Origin of the sequence: Nostocoides sp. (assembly GCF_035343835.1) — a bacterium.
GTDB classification, from domain to species: domain Bacteria; phylum Actinomycetota; class Actinomycetes; order Actinomycetales; family Dermatophilaceae; genus Nostocoides_A; species Nostocoides_A vanveenii.
Genome location: NZ_DAOQZV010000043.1, coordinates 1 through 17520, shown reverse-complemented (window position 1 = coordinate 17520; position 17520 = coordinate 1). Strand labels below are relative to the sequence as shown.

19 protein-coding genes and 1 pseudogene are annotated in these 17520 nt (G+C 69.5%); 12 read left to right on the top strand and 8 right to left on the bottom strand.

From position 1 onward, the window contains the following. Window positions 1–226: pseudogene (locus tag PKH97_RS05045) on the bottom strand (class I SAM-dependent methyltransferase); the annotation flags it as partial. A gap of 128 nt (window positions 227–354) precedes the next feature. Here PKH97_RS05045 and PKH97_RS05040 point away from each other — a divergent pair. The 5 genes from PKH97_RS05040 to PKH97_RS05020 all read left to right on the top strand — a co-directional run bounded on the left by PKH97_RS05040 (window position 355) and on the right by PKH97_RS05020 (window position 4692). After that, window positions 355–1140, top strand: a complete 786-nt coding sequence (locus PKH97_RS05040) for a hypothetical protein (protein ID WP_324386312.1) — start codon at window positions 355–357, stop codon at window positions 1138–1140. Beyond that, window positions 1137–2438 (top strand): D-inositol-3-phosphate glycosyltransferase, encoded by a 1302-nt coding sequence (gene mshA / locus PKH97_RS05035; protein WP_324386311.1) that lies wholly within the window; start codon window positions 1137–1139, stop codon window positions 2436–2438. Before PKH97_RS05040 ends, mshA begins: the two co-directional genes overlap by 4 nt. Beyond that, window positions 2435–2983, top strand: a complete 549-nt coding sequence (locus tag PKH97_RS05030) for a YbjN domain-containing protein (RefSeq protein WP_324386310.1) — start codon at window positions 2435–2437, stop codon at window positions 2981–2983. Before mshA ends, PKH97_RS05030 begins: the two co-directional genes overlap by 4 nt. Window positions 2984–2992: 9 nt before the next feature. Then, window positions 2993–3730 (top strand): phosphoglyceromutase, encoded by a 738-nt coding sequence (locus PKH97_RS05025; protein ID WP_324386309.1) that lies wholly within the window; start codon window positions 2993–2995, stop codon window positions 3728–3730. Between the two features lie 152 nt (window positions 3731–3882). Continuing rightward, entirely contained in the window at window positions 3883–4692 is an 810-nt protein-coding gene (locus PKH97_RS05020) for a GNAT family N-acetyltransferase (protein ID WP_324386308.1), read from the top strand. A gap of 57 nt (window positions 4693–4749) precedes the next feature. Here PKH97_RS05020 and PKH97_RS05015 read toward each other — a convergent pair whose 3' ends face one another. Both PKH97_RS05015 and phoU read right to left on the bottom strand, forming a co-directional pair. Further along, on the bottom strand, window positions 4750–5103 hold the full coding sequence (locus tag PKH97_RS05015) for a sigma factor (RefSeq protein ID WP_324386307.1): 354 nt from the start codon (window positions 5101–5103) through the stop codon (window positions 4750–4752). A gap of 181 nt (window positions 5104–5284) precedes the next feature. Continuing rightward, on the bottom strand, window positions 5285–5983 hold the full coding sequence (gene phoU / locus PKH97_RS05010; RefSeq protein WP_324386306.1) for a phosphate signaling complex protein PhoU: 699 nt from the start codon (window positions 5981–5983) through the stop codon (window positions 5285–5287). Between the two features lie 161 nt (window positions 5984–6144). Here phoU and PKH97_RS05005 point away from each other — a divergent pair, with 161 nt between their 5' ends. Continuing rightward, entirely contained in the window at window positions 6145–7308 is a 1164-nt protein-coding gene (locus tag PKH97_RS05005) for an ATP-binding protein (protein WP_324386305.1), read from the top strand. Then, entirely contained in the window at window positions 7305–7991 is a 687-nt protein-coding gene (locus PKH97_RS05000; protein WP_324386304.1) for a response regulator transcription factor, read from the top strand. The genes PKH97_RS05005 and PKH97_RS05000 overlap by 4 nt, the downstream gene beginning before the upstream one ends. Before the next feature lie 21 nt (window positions 7992–8012). Here PKH97_RS05000 and PKH97_RS04995 read toward each other — a convergent pair whose 3' ends face one another. After that, window positions 8013–8492 carry a hypothetical protein gene (locus PKH97_RS04995; RefSeq protein WP_324386303.1) on the bottom strand — a complete coding sequence of 160 codons (480 nt, stop codon included), beginning with the start codon at window positions 8490–8492 and terminating at the stop codon, window positions 8013–8015. 156 nt (window positions 8493–8648) lie between these two features. Here PKH97_RS04995 and PKH97_RS04990 point away from each other — a divergent pair, with 156 nt between their 5' ends. From PKH97_RS04990 to ispF, 3 genes are all read left to right on the top strand, one after another. Then, complete coding sequence (locus PKH97_RS04990; protein ID WP_324386302.1) at window positions 8649–9131, top strand: CarD family transcriptional regulator; 483 nt, start codon at window positions 8649–8651, stop codon at window positions 9129–9131. Further along, window positions 9128–10402 carry a 2-C-methyl-D-erythritol 4-phosphate cytidylyltransferase gene (ispD, locus tag PKH97_RS04985; RefSeq protein ID WP_324386313.1) on the top strand — a complete coding sequence of 425 codons (1275 nt, stop codon included), beginning with the start codon at window positions 9128–9130 and terminating at the stop codon, window positions 10400–10402. Before PKH97_RS04990 ends, ispD begins: the two co-directional genes overlap by 4 nt. A gap of 121 nt (window positions 10403–10523) precedes the next feature. Then, the gene (ispF, locus tag PKH97_RS04980; RefSeq protein ID WP_324386301.1) at window positions 10524–11009 is read left to right on the top strand and encodes a 2-C-methyl-D-erythritol 2,4-cyclodiphosphate synthase; all 486 of its coding nucleotides are present in this window, start codon (window positions 10524–10526) and stop codon (window positions 11007–11009) included. A 129-nt stretch (window positions 11010–11138) separates the two neighbouring features. Here the strand turns inward: ispF and PKH97_RS04975 are convergent, their stop codons facing one another. From PKH97_RS04975 to PKH97_RS04965, 3 genes are all read right to left on the bottom strand, one after another. Beyond that, a complete protein-coding gene (locus tag PKH97_RS04975; protein ID WP_324386300.1) occupies window positions 11139–11909 on the bottom strand; it encodes a MerR family transcriptional regulator in 771 nt (256 codons plus the stop codon). A gap of 147 nt (window positions 11910–12056) precedes the next feature. After that, window positions 12057–12965, bottom strand: coding sequence for a ribonuclease HI family protein (locus PKH97_RS04970; protein WP_324386299.1), 909 nt, complete (start codon window positions 12963–12965; stop codon window positions 12057–12059). An 8-nt stretch (window positions 12966–12973) separates the two neighbouring features. Next, window positions 12974–13291, bottom strand: a complete 318-nt coding sequence (locus PKH97_RS04965) for a transcriptional regulator (RefSeq protein WP_324386298.1) — start codon at window positions 13289–13291, stop codon at window positions 12974–12976. A gap of 202 nt (window positions 13292–13493) precedes the next feature. On the opposite strand from PKH97_RS04965, the gene PKH97_RS04960 reads away from it, so the two are divergent. Next, window positions 13494–14576 carry an S-(hydroxymethyl)mycothiol dehydrogenase gene (locus PKH97_RS04960; protein ID WP_324386297.1) on the top strand — a complete coding sequence of 361 codons (1083 nt, stop codon included), beginning with the start codon at window positions 13494–13496 and terminating at the stop codon, window positions 14574–14576. Further along, entirely contained in the window at window positions 14573–15220 is a 648-nt protein-coding gene (locus PKH97_RS04955; RefSeq protein WP_324386296.1) for an MBL fold metallo-hydrolase, read from the top strand. The genes PKH97_RS04960 and PKH97_RS04955 overlap by 4 nt, the downstream gene beginning before the upstream one ends. 293 nt (window positions 15221–15513) lie before the next feature. Here the strand turns inward: PKH97_RS04955 and PKH97_RS04950 are convergent, their stop codons facing one another. Then, window positions 15514–17112: an alkaline phosphatase family protein gene (locus PKH97_RS04950; protein WP_324386295.1), complete on the bottom strand. Its 1599-nt coding sequence runs from the start codon at window positions 17110–17112 to the stop codon at window positions 15514–15516. Window positions 17113–17520: the final 408 nt, after the last annotated feature.

Below are 17520 nucleotides of genomic sequence, written 5' to 3'. Positions count from 1 at the left end.
GGTCGATCTCAACGCCGACCACCTCGACGTCGGCGCGCACCGCCCGCAGCCGGTCGCGCAACTCGACCGCGGTGACGGGGGAGGCGCCATACCCGAGGTCGACGACGATCGGGGGTGCCGAGGCCGCCCGCAACCGCCACCCCTGCGGTCCCGCGAGCCACCTGTCGCAGCGCCGCAACCGGTTGGGGTTCGTCGTCCCGCGGGTGATGGCCCCGACCGGCTTCATGGCCCCCAGTCCCTAACCTCTACTAGCAGGGTTTAGGTGACGTCGAGCATGGTCAACCCTGCTGGACGACCCCTAACCTCTGCTAGCAGAGGTTAGGGCACGGAGCCCGCGGACATACCCTGAACCCGATGTCCTGGCTGCGCCGCTCGGAGCGCGGGGTGAGCAAGAGCATGATCGCCTTCACCCTCGCGGTCCTCGGCGTGCTCGCCCTGGCCATCCAGACCTTCGTGCCGGGACTGATCGGCAAGGACAGCGGCGTCCACGTCACCAACCCCAGCCTGCTCACGGTCGCCGATTCCGCCACCGGCATCGCCACCTTGGCCGGCGGCCACAGCGTCAGTCTCTACGCCTCCGGCCTGCGCATCACCGACCCCAGCGGCGACCTTTTTCTTACGGTTATCAAGGGCTCGCCCATCTCGGCGGTGATCGGCACGGTCACCGGCAGTGGCGGGCGCCGTGTCGAGCACTCCGAGACCATCGTCAGCAATGTCCGCATCGACGCGGTCGCGACGACCGCCAATCGGGCCCGCTACACCGGCATCGTCTACGACGCCACGCACGAGATGCCCCTGACCATCGACGTTACCTCCGAAGGCACCGACGTCAGCCTCGCCGCGCGCGTCCCCGGCGCCTCCGCCCTGGTCTGGCACCTCACCTCGGACTACGAAGTCACCGGCTACACCCCCGGCCTGGACGGGCGCAACCTCCGCCGCCGCGCGTGGTGGCTCGGCCCGCTCGGCGAGCGCACGACCTTCACCTCCCAACGCGGCGCTGACCTGACCGTGCGCCCCACCGACGTCGTGCGAGCGCTCGACCTGCGCGAGACCGGGCGCATCGACGTCCACGTGTGGTCCGAACGCAGCAGCCTGCTGCTCATGCGCCGCGCCGCCCCTCCCGATCGGAGCGCCTCATGACCGTGCCCGTATGCCGTGTGGCCATGATCAGCCTCCACACCTCACCGCTCGCTCAACCCGGCACCGGTGACGCCGGCGGCCTCAACGTCTATGTCCTCGAGACGGCCCGACGCCTGGCCCGCCGCGGCATCGAGGTAGAAATCTTCACGCGCACAACGGCATCCACGCAGGAGCCGCTCGCGGTCCCCGAGCCTGGGCTCAACATCCGGCATATCGTCGCCGGCCCCTTCGAGGGGCTGCAGAAACTCGACCTCCCCGGTCAGCTGTGCGCCTTCGCCGCTGGTGTGATGCGCGAGGGCGCGCGCCGGCCCGAAGGCCACTTCGACGTCATCCACTCTCACTACTGGCTCTCGGGCCAGGTGGGCTGGCTGGCCGCCGATCGCTGGCATGTCCCCCTCGTCCATACGATGCACACGATGGCGCGGGTCAAGAACGCCCACCTCGGCGAGGGCGACAGCCCGGAGCCCCCGGGTCGCGAGATCGGCGAGGTCCAGGTCGTCGAGGCGGCGGACGCACTCGTCGCGAACACCGCTCAGGAGGCCCGCGAACTCATCGAGCTGTATGCCGCCGACCCGGCCAAAATCGAGATCGTCACCCCGGGTGTTGACCTCGAGGTTTTCGCCCCCGGCGACCGGGCCGCCGCCCGCGAGACTGTCGGTCTCGCGGCCGACGACGTGCTCCTGCTCTTTGTCGGCCGGATCCAGCCGCTGAAGGCGCCCGACGTCGTGGTGAAGGCTGCGGCCCGATTGGTGCGCGCCGACCCCGACCTCGCCGGACGGCTCAGGGTCGTCATCCTCGGCGGCGCCAGCGGCAATGGCGCTGGTCAGCCCGAGGCGCTGCGCGACCTCGCCGACGGGCTCGGCCTGGGCGAGCGCGTGGTCTTCACTCCGCCGACCAGCCGAGCACTGCTCGCTCAGTGGTATCGCGCCGCCGACGTGGTCGTCGTCCCGTCCTACAGCGAGTCCTTCGGCCTGGTCGCCATCGAAGCCTGCGCCTGCGGCACCCCGGTGGTGGCGGCGGACGTCGGCGGACTGCCCGATGCGGTTGGTCCCGGTGGCGTGCTGGTCCGTGGCCACGACCCGGGCGTCTGGGCTGGCGTGCTCGCCGACCTGCTCGCCGACCCAGCCCGCCGAGCCGAGCTCGGGCGGCGCGGCGCGCAGCACGCGCAAGATTTCGGCTGGGAGGCAACGGTGGATCGGCTGATTGCGGTGTATGAACGAGCCATGGTCGAGCACGCACCCGTCCCCTTCGACGCCCAGCAGACCCCCGCCGGGGCACCGACCGCGGTGCAGCCGTGAGCGCGGACGGCATGCCACTGGCGCAGGTCATCCCGGCCACCCTCGACGATCTCGGCATCGAGTGGGAGCCAGGCCTCGAGCCCGGGCAGTTCGTCGCGACCCTGCCCGGCGAACGCAAGCTCAAGACCGTCACCGCGCTCACCATCGCCGGCGACACGCTGCTGCTGTCGGCCTTCGTCATCCGCAATCCGGACGAGAACCACGCCGAGGTCTACAAGCACCTGCTGCGCCGCAACCTGCGCCTGCCCGGACTCGCGTATGCCATCGATCGCGCCGGGGATGTCTATGTCACCGGCCGCTATCCGGCTCGCCTGATCGATGCGGACTATCTCGACCACCTGCTCGGTGTCGTCCTCGAGGCGTCGGACGCACCCTTCAACGAGTTGCTCGTCCTCGGTTTTCTCACCTCGATGAAGAAGGAATGGGCCTGGCGCGTCGCGCGTGGGGAGTCGCTGGCCAATCTCGAAGCCTTCCGCCCCGTGCTCGCGGGCAGCGAGAACGACCCCGCTTATGCCCCCCAACCGCTACCGGTCGACCCCCACTAGGCTGGCTGTATGACGTACACGCTGATCCTTCTGAGGCATGGCGAATCCGACTGGAACCAAAAGAATCTCTTCACCGGGTGGGTCGATGTCGACCTGACTGAGAAGGGCCGGGCCGAGGCGGCGCGAGGCGGCGTGATGCTCGACGAGGCCGGCCTGCTGCCGGACGTCGTGCACACCTCGGTGCTTCGGCGGGCCATCACCACCGCCAATATCGCACTCGACGCGTGCAACCGGCACTGGATCCCCGTGCGGCGCAACTGGCGCCTCAACGAGCGCCACTATGGCGCGCTGCAGGGCCTGGACAAGGCGGCGACCCGCGAGAAGTACGGCGACGAGCAGTTCATGCTCTGGCGGCGCAGCTTCGACACCCCGCCCCCGCCGATCGAGAAAGGCAGCGAGTTCGACCAGTCCGGCGACCCGCGCTATGCCGGCGTCGACGTGCCCCTGACCGAGTGCCTCAAGGATGTCATCCCCCGGATGATGCCCTACTGGGAGAACGAGATCCAAGCCGATCTGCGCGACGGCAAGGTCGTCCTAGTCACCGCCCACGGCAACTCGCTGCGCGCCCTGGTCAAGCACCTGGACGGCATCTCCGATGACGACATCGCGGGCCTCAACATCCCCACCGGCATGCCCTTGGTCTATGAACTCGGCGAGGACTTCATGCCCACCGGCCCGGGCCGCTACCTCGACCCCGAGGCCGCCGCCGCTGCTGCCGCCGCCGTCGCCAACCAGGGCAAGAAGTAGCCGCTACGGGTCGCCAGCTTTCCCGCCCGAACCGGCCTCGCGAACGGAGTGAGCCTGATGCCGGTCAACCCCACGTGCCGAGCGACGCGAGGCTCGGCGCTTTCCTGCCTCCTTCGCAAGGGCAGGCTCCCCATGCGAACGAGGGGTTTGCCATGCGAAACCGTCCGGGCCTAGTGACACTCTCGGCCGGCTGGCGGACGGACCTGGCGATCCTGCGGCATACCGGCTCGCAGATCACCGACGGCGGCGACCATCTGGTCATCCGCACGCCGCGCAACCCGCTCTTCCACTGGGGCAACTTCCTGCTCGTGACCGACCCGGGCGCGGCGGACGACGCTCGACGCTGGGCCGAGATTTTCGCGCGCGAGTTCCCCGGCGCCACCCACCTCGCCCTCGGTCTGCCCCGTCTCCCGCTCGTCGAGCCGTATGCCCGCCTTGGGCTCGACGTGGGCACCGACGACGTCCTGACGACGGCGACTCTCCCCGAGCAGCGTCCGCTGCCCGAGCCGTATGCCGCCCGCCCCTTTGCCGATGACCGCGACTGGGCCGCTCTGCTTGCCCTCAACATCGCCGAAAACCGCTGGGACGCAAGGTTCCCCGAGGCCGAGCACCGTGACTATCTCACCGCCCAGCAAGCACTGCGCCGCGAACTGGTCGACCGCGGCCTGGCCCAATGGTTCGGCGCCTTCGATCCCGCGGGCGAGCTGGCGTCCTACCTCGGCATCGTGCGCTGTGACGACCTCTGCCGCTATCAGGCCGTCGGCACCCATCCCGACCACCGTCGCCAGGGGCTCGCCGGTCACCTGCTCGGCCGTGCCGCCCGATGGGCGGGCGAGGGCGGCACGACGCGCTGGGTGATCGTCACCGAGAGCGTCAATCCCGCTGGCCGGGTGTATCGCAGCGTCGGCTTCAGCGAGGACGCCGTCCAAGTCAGCGCCTACCGCCCGACGTCGACGTTCTGATCGGGTCACGCGGTCACGACCCGGAGTGCAGACCAAGCGGGTCGGACGCCGCATCCGTCAGGGCGTAGGTTCTTCCGTCCGCGCGAAGGGACGCGACCGTGAGGTCCGCAAAGAGCAGGGACCGATCCGGCGTGGCGTCCACGCGCCCTGACCGGCGCAGTCGAGCGGGACCTCGGTGTGGCGCCGGCACCGGAACCACGATGCGGACTCGTTGACCAGGACCGCGCGGGCATACGCCGACCGGGCACCGGGTTCGATGTGCCGCCACTTGCGATGGACGATCACCAGCGTCTGCTGCACCAGGTCCTCAGCGCGTCCCTGATCACCCGCCAGCAAGATTGCGGTGCGCACCAGGGGCTGCCACCGTGCCTGGACGAAGTCGCGAAACTCCTCCTCCGCAGCGGTTTCCAACGCTCCTCCTTCGCCTATGCCGAGTGCCCGGCCTGCCTATCTAGAGGTCGGAGGGCGCAAAAGGTTGAGCGCAAGGACGTACGCATAGGAAAACCCCTTGAGAGCTGGGGAAGTTTTCCCGCGCGCACAAGGGGTTTAGGGCATCGGGCGGGAAATCTGTCACTGCACGTATGCCGCGGGCTCAGGCCCCGGTGTGCGACGCCACTTGGGCGTCCTCCTCGTCCTCGCGGTCGATGGTCGCGTCCCAGTCGCCGGTCACCAGGAAGGTCACCCGGCGGGCCACCGAGACGGCATGGTCGGCGAAGCGCTCGTAGTACCGGCCGACGAGCGTGACATCGACGGCGGCCTGGGTGCCGTGCTCCCAGCGCCCGTCCACGAGCTTGCCGAAGAGCTCCCGGTGCAGCGCGTCCATCGCGTCGTCGTCGCGCTCCAGGCTCGCCGCCTCGGCGAGGTCCTTCGAGGCGATCACCGAGCCGGCCTTGGCCACGATCCGCTCGGCGGTCTGCCCCATCTGGACGACGGTCGCTCGGACATCGGCCGGGACGGCCGAGTCCGGGTAGCGCAGGCGGGCCACCTTGGCGACGTGGCGAGCCAGGTCGCCCATCCGCTCCAGGTCCGCGCTCATTCGCATCGCCGTGACGACCGTGCGCAAGTCGGTGGCCACCGGGTTCTGGCGGGCGAGCAGGTCGACCGCGAGAACGTCGAGGTCCTCGCGCAGCCGGTCGATATCGTGGTCGGCGGCGATGACGGTGTCGGCGAGCGTCACATCGGCATCGAGCAGCGCGGTCGTCGCGCGGGCGATGGCGGAGCCGGCCAGCCGGGTCATCTCGACAAGCTGCTCGGTGATTCGCTCGAGGTCTTCGGTGAAGGCGGTGCGCATGATCTTCTCCAACAGTTCCAGGGCAGACGTTTGCCGTCCGGTCGAGCGTGGCAGCCACGGGTGAACGGGCGACGACCCGGAGGTGAACACCCCGGGCGGCCGTGGGGAAGCTTCCCACGGCCGGAAAGTCACGGCATTTGCAGCACGTAACCTTGGTGCTCGTGGACCCGACCAATGCTGCCTTGATCGGTGGCCTGGCGGGAGTCTTGCTGGGCTCGATGTCGGTGTTCAGCGTCCGCGTGTCCGAGCGCTCGCAGCGCCGGATGGCGCACCCGCCGGTTGCTCCGGCGATCCCCGACGGCGCATCAGCCGTCCTGGCCGTGCTCGGGTCCAGCGCCTTGGTGCTCGACCGGGGCGAGCGCGTCGTCAACAACTCGCCCGAGGCCGCCGCCCTCGGCCTGATCCGCGGCGACCGGCTGATCGAACCCACGCTGCTCACCTTGGTTCGGCAGGTGCTGCGCGACGGTGAGATCCGCGAGGTCGAAGTCGAGATCCCGGCCACCGCGCACCGCGCGCCGAACTGGCTGCACGTGCGCATGGCGCCCCTGCTCGACGCTCATGTGCTCGTCCTCGTCGACGACCGGACCTCTGCGCACCGCGTGGAAGAGGTGCGACGCGACTTCGTCGTCAATGTCTCGCACGAACTCAAGACACCGGTCGGCGGGCTGTCGCTGCTTGCCGAGGCCATTGCCGATGCCCGCGACGACCCCGAGGCCGTTGAGCGCTTCGCCTCGCGGATCCAACTGGAGTCGGCCCGGCTGGGCAAGCTCATCAAGGAGATCGTCGACCTCTCACGATTGCAGTCGGCGGACGGGCTGACCGAGGCGCGGCGCGTGCGCATCGCCGATGTCGTCCGGGAGGCGATCGAGATCTCCCAGGTCGAGGCGCAGGCCAAGGACATCCGCATCGTCGAGCGGGTCGACCCCGCGACGGTCGTGGACGGTGACCTCTCGCTCCTGGTCACTGCTGTGCGCAATCTCATCGGCAACGCGATCTCCTATTCACCCGCAGGAACAGAGGTCGGCATCGGCGCGGCGATCGGGGCCGACGCGGTGACGATCACCGTCACCGACCATGGGCGCGGCATACCGCCCGCCGAACAGGAACGGATCTTCGAACGTTTCTATCGCGGCGACGCCGCCCGCTCCCGCGCCACCGGCGGCACCGGGCTGGGGCTGGCGATCGTCAAACACATCTGCGCCAACCACGGGGGTGGAGTCAGCGTCTGGAGCCGAGAGGGCCAGGGCTCGACGTTCACCATCCGGCTGCCGCTGCCCGAAGCACGAATCACCATCTCGCATCCGGTCGAAGGGAACGCCGCATGACTCGGCACCACATCCTCCTCGTCGAGGACGAGCCGTCCTACTCCGAGCCGCTGACCTACTTGCTGCGCAAGGAGGGCTATCAGGTCTCCGTCGCCGAGACCGGCACCGACGGCGTCGCAACCTTCGAGAAGGTCGGAGCCGATCTGGTGCTGCTCGACCTGATGCTCCCCGGGATGAGCGGCATCGACGTCTGCCGCTCGTTGCGCGCCAAGTCGAATGTCCCGATCATCATGCTCACCGCCAAGGACACCGAGATCGACAAGGTCGTCGGCCTCGAGTTGGGCGCCGACGACTATGTCACGAAGCCGTATTCCTCCCGCGAACTGCTGGCGCGGATCAAGGCGGTCCTGCGCCGCGGCTCGGAGCCCGAGGAATTGGTGCCCGCGTCGGTGGCCGCCGGCCCGGTCGCGATCGACATCGAACGCCACGTCGTCACCATTCGCGGCGACCAGGTGGCGTTGCCGTTGAAGGAGTTCGAACTGCTCGAATTCCTGGTGCGCAATGAGGGCCGGGTCCTGACCCGGGGACAGTTGATCGACCGGATCTGGGGCAGCGACTATGTCGGCGACACCAAGACCCTGGACGTGCACATCAAGCGCCTGCGCAAAAAGGTCGAGCACACCCCGAAGGATCCGGTGCATATCCTGACCGTCCGGGGCCTGGGCTACAAATTCGAGGCCTGACCCACCCCAACCCCGACGGCCCTACGGCGTGGTCGGGGCGAGGCCCTCGTAGTAGCCGGTGCCCGGCACGACCGGCACGAGCACGGGGGACTGCCCGCTGGCCACCGAGGAGACCGACAGTTGGGTCATGTCGCCGGGGGCTTGGTCAACCTTGCTGAGCACGACTTTGGTGTCGGATTTGGACAAGTCGACGGTCGAGTGCGCCGGAATCTGCGCGGTGGCATTGGCCTCGGCGGTGGCGAACGTCAAGGTGACAGCCTCGCCCGTCGGGTTGCCGACGGCCGCGCTGACCGTTCCGGCGCCGCCGGCCTTGGTGCCCACGACGACCAGGTTGCGCACCTGGATCTCGCCGACGTCGACCGAGACGCCATCGCCCGCGTCATACATCTTGTCGGTTTGGCGAGGGGAGATCAGCTGGCAGCCGCCGAGCAGACTGGTGCTCGCCGCGAGGGCGGCCAGGGCGGCGACGGCTCGGGTGCGTGGGGTGCGTGCGGCGGTCACGACGGCCAGCCTAGCGGGTCGGTGTGGTGGGGACGAGGCAGGCCGCGGCCTGCCGGATTTCCGGTGCGGGGCCGAAGGGTTCCCGCGAATCCCGCGACCCGTCAAGCGGACACGCCGCCGTGATAAACTGAACGTCGCGAAAGGGGCCAAATACATATGGTTTTCAAGGTCGGCGAGACGGTCGTCTATCCCCATCACGGGGCTGCACTCATCGAGGAGATCAAGACACGCGTCATACGGGGCGAAGAAAAGCTCTACTTGAAACTTAAGGTCGCCCAGGGTGACCTGACGATCGAAGTCCCGGCCGAGAACTGCGACCTCGTGGGTGTCCGCGATGTCGTCGGCGCCGAGGGCCTGGAGCGCGTCTTCGACGTGCTGCGCGCGCCCTACACCGAGGAGCCGACGAACTGGTCGCGCCGCTACAAGGCCAATCTGGAAAAGCTCGCCTCCGGCGATGTCATCAAGGTCGCCGAGGTCGTGCGTGACCTGTGGCGCCGCGACAAGGAGCGTGGCCTGTCCGCCGGCGAGAAGCGCATGCTGGCCAAGGCCCGTCAGATCCTCGTCTCCGAACTCGCCTTGGCCGAGAAGACCGATGAGGTCAAGGCCGAGTCGATCCTCGATGAGGTTCTCGCGTCCTGAGCAGTTTCCCCGTCCTGACCGGCGCCGACCCTGACCCCAGGGTCGGCGTCGTCGTCGTTGCCGCCGGCTCCGGGACGCGGTTGGGCGCCGCCCAACCCAAGGCCCTCGTTCGCGTCGGCGGCCGCCGCATCCTCGAGCACGCCGTATGCGGTGCGCTCGCCGTCCGCTTCGTGCGCCAGGTCGTCGTCGTCGCGCCCGCCGCCTATGTCGCTGAGTTGTCTGCCGACGTCCCGGGATGGGAGGGCTCGCCTGCTCCCTCGCCCCGCCCGCGTCACCCGGCGGGGGTGCCGGATCCGCCAGCGCCTGCCTTGGGGGAGCCCGGCGGGCGGGTACGCGTCGTGCCGGGCGGCGCCGAGCGCACCGACTCGGTGCGGGCCGGTCTGGCCGCTCTCGGGCCGGACATCGACATCGTGCTGATCCATGACGCCGCCCGCTGCCTGACACCCACATCGGTGTATGACCGCGTGATCGCCGCCGTCGCCGCCGGGCATGAGGCGGTCGTCCCAGGCCTCGCGGTCGTCGACACCATGAAGGTCGTCGACGCCGAGGGCACGGTGATCGCGACTCCGGAGCGGTCCCGTGTTCGCGCGATCCAGACCCCGCAGGGCTTCAGCCGGGCCGCGATCACGTCGGCACATGCGAGCGGTTTGGCCGCGTCCGACGACGCGGGGTTGGCGGAGGAAAACGGCAGACCCGTCCGGGTCGTCGATGGCGACCCGCTGGCCTTCAAGGTGACCACACCCGACGATCTCGAACGTGCCGAGCGCCTGCTCCGCACGCCGACCCTGTGGGTGATCGGCGGCCTGCCCGGCACGGGGAAGACCACGCTCAGCCGCCGCCTCGCCGCCTTCGAGGACGCGACGCTCGTGCGGGTCGACTCGATCGAACAGGCCTTGACCACCGACCTGGATCTCGAGCACCCCGGCACCACCGGCTACGCCATCGCGTATGCCGTGGCCGCCGACCAGCTGCGCCTGGGCCGTTCGGTGGTCGCAGACCTGGTCAACCCACTCCCACAGACTCGGGTGGCACTGCGCCAGATCGCGGAGCAGGCGGGCGCCGGGATCTGCGAGATCCGCCTGGTCTGCTCCGATGCCACCGAACATCGTCGCCGGATCGAGGGCCGCCTCGCGGACATTCCCGGGTATGTACTCCCGACCTGGCGCGACGTCACCGAGCGACTCTTCGTCGCCTGGCCCGAAGCCCGGGTGATCGACACCGCCGGCCGGACTCCCGAGCAGGTTTTCCGCGTCCTGCGCGACGGCCCCTGACCGCAGCCCGGTCTTGGCGGCTGGGCGCCGCCACGTGCCGCCCGCCGCGCTGGTAGGCATCACATTGCCGACGCCACCTCCGCGCTGAACCAGCCATTTGCAAAGGCGGCACAATAGCGCCATGTCTGGGGTACCGCGGGTCGGTGTCGGGGTCGACGTCCACGCCTTCGCGGACCCGCACGCCGGTCGCGACCTATGGATCGCGGGCCTGCACTGGCCGGGCGAGCGCGGCCTCGACGGTCATTCCGACGCCGATGTCGCGTGCCACGCCGCGTGCGATGCCTTGTTCTCGGCCGCCGGCATCGGTGATCTCGGTGCGCACTTCGGCACCTCCCGCCCCGAGCATGCCGGCGCGTCCGGAGCGACGCTCCTCGCCGAAGCCGCCCGACTGGTCCGGGCTGCGGGCTACGAGATCGGCAATGTCGCGGTGCAGATCATCGGCAATCGCCCCAAGGTCGGCAGCCGCCGCGAGGAGGCCCAGGCCGTCATGGCCGAGGCGGTCGGCGCCCCGGTCTCCGTCAGCGGCACGACCACTGATGGGCTCGGCCTGACCGGGCGGGGTGACGGGATCGCCGCCGTCGCGACCGCCCTGGTGCTGCAAGCCTGACACGGTGAAGGTGCAGGTCGTGAGCGCCATGCACCGATTCTCGGGCACGAGGATTGGGTCGTCGCGGACGGCATACCCCAGGATGGGTCTGCCGCTGCTCGGCCCGCCGATTGAGGCTCGTCGTGGTGTCTACGCGTGCCGGTCGGCGTTGGCGTAGATCGCGTCGCGGACGTAGGCCGCCAGGCCTGGCGCCAGTTCCTCATAGGTCGCGGTGAACCGGGGGTCGGCGACGTACATGTCGGCGAGCCCGCGGTGCATGGCATACGAGACGTCGTAGAAGCGCTCGTCGATGTGCCGCCGGTGCGCCTCGGCCGCGTCCATCGCCGCCACGCCGACTGCGGGCTCGCCGGCGGTCAGCGCGGCCACGAAGGCTGCGTTCACCGCGTCCATCTCCGCCTTGACGGCCGCCCAGTCCGCCGTGCCGTATGCCGCGGTACGAGCCTGCGACTGGCTCCAGGCGGGCGTGTCGCCCCAGCGCTCCTGCGCCTCGGCGGCATACGCCTCGTCGAAGCCGGCGCCGAACATCGCCTTCAGGTCCTCGGTGGTCGCGGGTCGGTTGCCCATCGCTGCCTCCAGTGCGTGATCGAGTGCGGTGACGAGCGCGCGCAGCTCGTCGATTCGGGTGATGACCGTCGCGCGCTGGCGACGCAGGTGCTCGGCGACATCGGGTCCGCCGTCGAGCAATGCGGCGATCTCCTCCAGGCCGATCTCGAGCCGCCGGTAGAGGACGATCGTCGCCAGCCGCTCCAGGTCCGCCTCGGTGTACAGCCGGTAGCCGGACCAGGTCCGCTGACTCGGGGTGAGCACGCCGATCTCGTCGTAATGGTGCAGGGTGCGCACCGTCACGCCGAACCGCTCGGCCACCTGGCCGACGGTCAGCTGCTGCGTCGTCTCGGTCACGTCACCACTGTGCGGGCTGACGTCGCGTGAGGGTCAAATCGATAACCGTTCCATGGGGATGATCTTTCTGGCCCTGGTCTTCCCGGCGGGGCTGGCCACGATCTGCGCCATCGCCCGGCCCAGTCGAGAGACCGCGACACGCCCACATCAGAGGTCGAACATGAGTGTGTCGCGCTCACTCGACTGAGGAAGCGCCGGCTCGGGGGTGCCTTGGTGGAAGCGCTGCTGCCAGCCGGCGGGGGTGCGCTGCCAGAGGGAGCTGCGCAGGTGCGAGCCGGAGTCGTCCGTGCTGCGCCAGAGCAACAGGACGAGATCGTCACTCAGGCGTTCGGCACTGATGAGGTCGAGCGCGACCGGCCCGTCGAGGGGACCGATGCGGAGGACCTCCTCGCGAGTCCAGTGCCGGCCCGACGAGCCGATCTCGCTCCACTGCGGATGCAGCAGGGCATCGAGAGCCGATGCGCTCGACCGGACCGCGTCGCTGAGCAGGGCGCGTTCCAACTCGATGACCTCCTCCTCGGCGCTCCTCACCGCCCGGTCGGGCCCGACGGTCACACCCGTCGCGACAAAGCCCGACGCGCGCGCGTCGCGGTCAGATCGGAAACCCGGGCCGGCCGGTGGCATCCGGCCCTGCTGATAGGCCAGGGCAGCGGCCGTGGCCAGCCGGTCGGCCGCCTCGTTCAGCTCGTGGCCGGTGTGTCCCTTGACCCACTTGAACTGCACCCGCCGCCCGGCCATGGCCGCGTCGAGATCCTGCATCAACTCCAGGTTCAGGACGGGTTTGCCGTCGGCCTTGACCCAGCCCTTGCGCTTCCACCCCGGCATCCACTTGGTGATCGAGTTGATGACATAGGTCGAATCGCACCAGATCACCAGCTCGTCGTCGGCCCCGGCGGTCTGTCGCAGCAGGTCGAGCACGGCCATCAGCTCACCGATGTTGTTGGTGGCCCGCGGCCACCCGCCGCTCGCCCACGTGGCGTCGTCGATGAACCAGCCCCATCCGGCCGGCCCGGGGTTGCCCAGGGCCGAGCCGTCGGCCGCCGCGATGATCGTCATGAGCCGATCTAACCGCGTGCCCGGAGCACGCGCGGCGAGGCGACCCGGGCCAGCCGCTGCAACTCGGCGATATGCCCGCAGAAGGCATGCCGTCCGGTGTCGGTGAGCACGGCATACGCGCGGCCGTGCCCGGCCCCGAAGCGGCGTTCGACGGTGACATAGCCGGCCGTCCGCAAGGCGGTCAGGTGCTTGCTGAGCGACGAGTCGGCGATCCCGAGTTCGTCACGCAGGTCGGCGAACTCTCGCTCCGCGGCCGCCACGAGCAAACCGCACAGTTGCAGCCGGGTGGGCTCATGGATCAACGGATCAAAGACGGGGTGCGGCACAGAGCCCATCATACGCGTCGACTTTCCGCACAGGAAAGAACGGAAGCCGTTGTCCGGCAACGGATTCGGCATCCGATTGCTGGTCGATCCTTGCCCTGCTCGCCGTGCCGGGCCAAGCTGACCCCCAGAACTCGAACTCGCCTGCCCGGACGCCGCCACCCCTGCCGGCCGGGCAGGCGGACCGGCTAGCAAGGAGACTCCAATGTCGCAGACCGTCAAGGGCGCCATCGCCCGCGCGAAAGGCGCGCCCGTCGAGGTCGTCGACATCGTCATCCCCGATCCCGGGCCGGGCGAGGCTGTCGTCCAGGTCCAAGCCTGCGGGGTGTGCCACACCGACCTGCACTACCGCGAAGGCGGCATCAACGACGACTTCCCGTTCCTGCTCGGGCATGAGGCGGCGGGCATCGTCGAGGCCGTCGGTGACGGCGTCACCGAGGTGGCTCCCGGCGACTTCGTGATCCTCAACTGGCGCGCAGTCTGCGGTGAGTGCCGGGCCTGCCACAAGGGCAAGCCGCAGTACTGCTTCAACACCCACAACGCCCGCCAGAAGATGACGCTGACCGACGGCACCGAGCTCAGCCCGGCCCTCGGCATCGGCGCCTTCGCCGAGAAAACCCTGGTGGCCGCCGGCCAGTGCACCAAGGTCGCGACCTCCGATCCGGCCGTAGTCGGGTTGCTCGGCTGCGGCGTGATGGCGGGCTTCGGCGCGGCCGTCAACACCGGCGGTGTCAAGCTCGGCGACTCGATCGCCGTCATCGGGTGCGGTGGCGTCGGCAACGCCGCCATCGCCGGCGCCAAGGTCGTCGGGGCGACGACGATCATCGCCGTCGACGTCGACGACCGGAAGCTGGAGTGGGCCAGGCAGTTCGGCGCCACCCATACCGTCAACTCCCGCGAGGTCGACGCGGTCGAGAAGATCCGCGAGCTGACCGGCTCGTATGGAGCGGACGTCGTCGTCGAGGCCGTCGGCCGTCCCGAGACCTACCAGCAGGCCTTCTTCGCCCGCGACCTCGCTGGCACCGTCGTCCTCGTCGGCGTGCCCACCCCGGATCTGAAGCTCGAACTCCCGCTGATCGAGATCTTCGGCCGCGGCGGCTCGCTCAAGAGCAGTTGGTATGGCGATTGCCTCCCCACCCGAGACTTCCCGACCCTCGTGGCGCTGTATGAGCAGGGCCGCTTCCCGCTCGAGCAGTTTGTCTCCGAGCGGATCGAGTTGGGAGACATCGAGGCGGCCTTCGAGAAGATGCATAAGGGCGAGGTCCTGCGCTCGGTGGTCGAACTGTGAGCACCGACATCGTCACCGGCCCGACGCCCGGCGGGGTGCGCGTCGAGCGACTGGTCACCTCCGGCACCTTCACCCTCGATGGCGGGGAGTGGAAGGTCGACAACAACGTGTGGATCGTCGGCGACGACACCCGTTGCGTCGTCATCGACTGCGCCCACGACCCGGATGCCATCCTCGCCGCAATCGGTGAGCGCGAGTTGACCCACATCCTCTGTACGCACGCGCACAACGACCACATCGACGGCGCCCCAGGCGTCGCCCAGGCCACCGGCGCGCCGATCCACCTGCACCCGGCCGACCGCGTGCTGTGGGAGCTGACCTTCCCCGACACCGCGCCCGACGCGGATCTCGAAGACGGGCAACGGATTCCGGTGGGTGACCTCGAACTCCAGGTGCGTCATACGCCCGGGCACGCGCCCGGCGCGGTCTGCCTGTATGCCGAGGCGCTCGGCGTCGTCTTCAGCGGCGACACCCTCTTCAATGGCGGGCCGGGGGCGACCGGCCGCTCGTTCAGCGACTACCCGACGATCGTCTTTTCGATCCGCGAGCAGTTGCTGACCCTCCCGCCCGAGACGATCGTCCTCACCGGCCACGGTGACGCGACCACGATCGGCGCGGAGGCCGCGGGCCTCGGACACGCCTGACCCAGCACACATCGTGTGCGGCCCCGTGCTCCCGAGGCCGCGCATGTCCGCCCGGCGTCACGACGCAGGGCGGCCGGCGGCGCCGGGGACGAAGCCATCCGTCCCCGGCGCCGACTCGAGCCGGGTGTCACCGGCTGGACCGGACGCCCCGACACGGCCTCATCACCCCGACACCGGTTCGCCACGCCTGCGCCGGTGCGGCCGGGTGCAGGCGTGGCGGACGCAGGTAGCGGTGCGGAAGCGGTGTAGCCACGGCCCCCGACGATGTGCCGTCACGGCATACCACCACGGCGTCAGCCGTTGCCGCCCTGCCCGCCGCTCGTGCCAGCGCGAATGGCGTTGGTCAGCGGATTGACGCCGGCATCACGTGAGGACAGCGGGGCCAGCCCCCACGCCTGCTCGATCGTCGCGAGGATCGAGGTGGTGTCGTACTGCGTGCTGTCGACACCGGAGTGCTGCATCCGGGCGGAAATCAGCATGGCCGGGATCCGGGTGCCCGGACCCCAGGCGTCGACCGTCGGCACCGCGACATGGTCGGCCTGGCCGCCGAACTCGTCATAGGTCACGACCACGAGCGTGTCCTTGGCTTGCGGGCCCGACATGACGGCCTGGAGCAGATCGACCAGATGGTCGCTGCCGGTGTGTTCGCTGGCATACCCGGGGTGCTCGTTCTCGGTCCCATAGGGCTTGACGAAACTAACGGCCGGCAGGGTGCCCGTCGCCGCCGCGGAGAAGAACTTCGTCTCGTCCTGCAGGTGCGCCCGGCCCGGCTGCCCCGGAGCGTAGGCGGCGAAGTAGTTGAACGGCTGGTGGTGGTACTGGAAGGTCGGCCCGGGGTGGCCGGCTTCGGCGTTGTCCCATCCGCCGCTGAACCACGCCCACGGAATTCCCTTGGCTGACAAGCGATCGCCGATGTTGGGGAAGGCCGCGTCATCGATGAGCGGGATCTTCGCGCCACTCGCGGCGGCAGGGAGAGAGGACGGCTGGACGGTGTTGACGGCATACGCCCCGCAGGCGGCCACCGGGTCGTTGCGCAGCGGGTCGGCGCACGTGCGGGTCAGTTGTCCGTCGACGACGTCCGTCCGAGTCGGCGTGTAGAGGGGGTACTTCTTGACCATGCCGTTCGCGTCCAGCACAGAGAACTTCGCGCCGAGGCCGCCGGCCGAGGCGTCGAGCGGAGCCCGGGCCGAGATCAGGAACTGATGGTTGAGGAAGGACCCGCCGAAGGCCGCCTGAAAAAAGCGGTCGGCGACGACGTAGTTGGGTGCGCCCTTGCTGTGCAGGTATCGATAGATCGGCAGTTGCGTGGTGTCATAGCGACCCATCGTCAGCCCGACCGCATCCGACCCGGTGACATAGCGATTCTGGCGACCGCCGTTGATCTGGTACTGCTCCTGATAGAAGCGGTGGACGAGATCCTCGGTGCAGCCGCCGGGCAGGCCCTGGCCGTTCAGCACGCCATTGGGGTAGTAAGCCCCCTCCGCCGGGCAGGTCGTGGCTGTCGCAGGGATGATGCTGTCGATGAGGAAGGGCGCATTGGTGAAGGCGCTCGACGGCACGCCGTGCGCGGCATCGGTGCAGGTCGCCGCGAGGGGCCCCGGGCTGGTCAGGTTGACATCGTTCTGCAATAGACAGCCGTATGCCCTGCCGTCCTGCGCGACTTGGCTCACCGCGCCCTTGCCAACCCGGTCCTTGCCGACGGTGCCCCAGCCGGCCAGGAGGTTGTCGAAGCTGTGGTTCTCCTCGTAGATCACGACGAGGTTCTTGTAGCCGCCGGGCAGCGGTCCGGTCCGACCGTGGTTGCCGTCGTCCCCCACCGCGGTGGCCGTTGTCAGGGTACTCATCGCCAATACCGTGGCGCCGGTGCCGATGATGGCAAGGGTCTTGCGCATGGATCCTCCCTCGGGAAGCCGCCCGGCCGGTCGCGGGACGCTTCTCACTCTGGCCCTCTCGTGGCGAAACCGCGCGGTGAGGAGATGAACGCTTGCCGTCCGGACGGCGGACCGGGGTGGGCAAGGAGGGATCGCCCGGGCTGTGGATAAGTCGGGACTTACGGATGCGCGAATCGCGATCCGCCCCTAGCTTGTGGCCAGTGGCGGGCCCGCAGGGGGCGCCCGCCCTCAAGCCCGGGAGGCCCGGATGCGCCATCACCGCTCGACGAATGTCCCGATTGCCCGTATGCCCGTGCCCCGCCTGCTCGGCGTGCTCGCCGCTTCCACCGCACTCGTCGCGGTGTCGGCCGGGTGCACCGGCGGAACGGATGGCGCAGACGCCACCACCGGCGCCGTCGCCGCGGCGCC

Bases quoted from the DNA above. Each gene is read 5' to 3' on its own strand.
- PKH97_RS05040 (WP_324386312.1), top strand. From the start codon at position 355: ATGTCCTGGCTGCGCCGCTCGGAGCGCGGGGTGAGCAAGAGCATGATC.
- mshA (WP_324386311.1), top strand. From the start codon at position 1,137: ATGACCGTGCCCGTATGCCGTGTGGCCATGATCAGCCTCCACACCTCA.
- PKH97_RS05025 (WP_324386309.1), top strand. From the start codon at position 2,993: ATGACGTACACGCTGATCCTTCTGAGGCATGGCGAATCCGACTGGAAC.
- PKH97_RS05020 (WP_324386308.1), top strand. From the start codon at position 3,883: ATGCGAAACCGTCCGGGCCTAGTGACACTCTCGGCCGGCTGGCGGACG.
- phoU (WP_324386306.1), bottom strand. From the start codon at position 5,983: ATGCGCACCGCCTTCACCGAAGACCTCGAGCGAATCACCGAGCAGCTT.
- PKH97_RS05000 (WP_324386304.1), top strand. From the start codon at position 7,305: ATGACTCGGCACCACATCCTCCTCGTCGAGGACGAGCCGTCCTACTCC.
- PKH97_RS04990 (WP_324386302.1), top strand. From the start codon at position 8,649: ATGGTTTTCAAGGTCGGCGAGACGGTCGTCTATCCCCATCACGGGGCT.
- ispF (WP_324386301.1), top strand. From the start codon at position 10,524: ATGTCTGGGGTACCGCGGGTCGGTGTCGGGGTCGACGTCCACGCCTTC.
- PKH97_RS04970 (WP_324386299.1), bottom strand. From the start codon at position 12,965: ATGACGATCATCGCGGCGGCCGACGGCTCGGCCCTGGGCAACCCCGGG.
- PKH97_RS04960 (WP_324386297.1), top strand. From the start codon at position 13,494: ATGTCGCAGACCGTCAAGGGCGCCATCGCCCGCGCGAAAGGCGCGCCC.
- PKH97_RS04950 (WP_324386295.1), bottom strand. From the start codon at position 17,112: ATGCGCAAGACCCTTGCCATCATCGGCACCGGCGCCACGGTATTGGCG.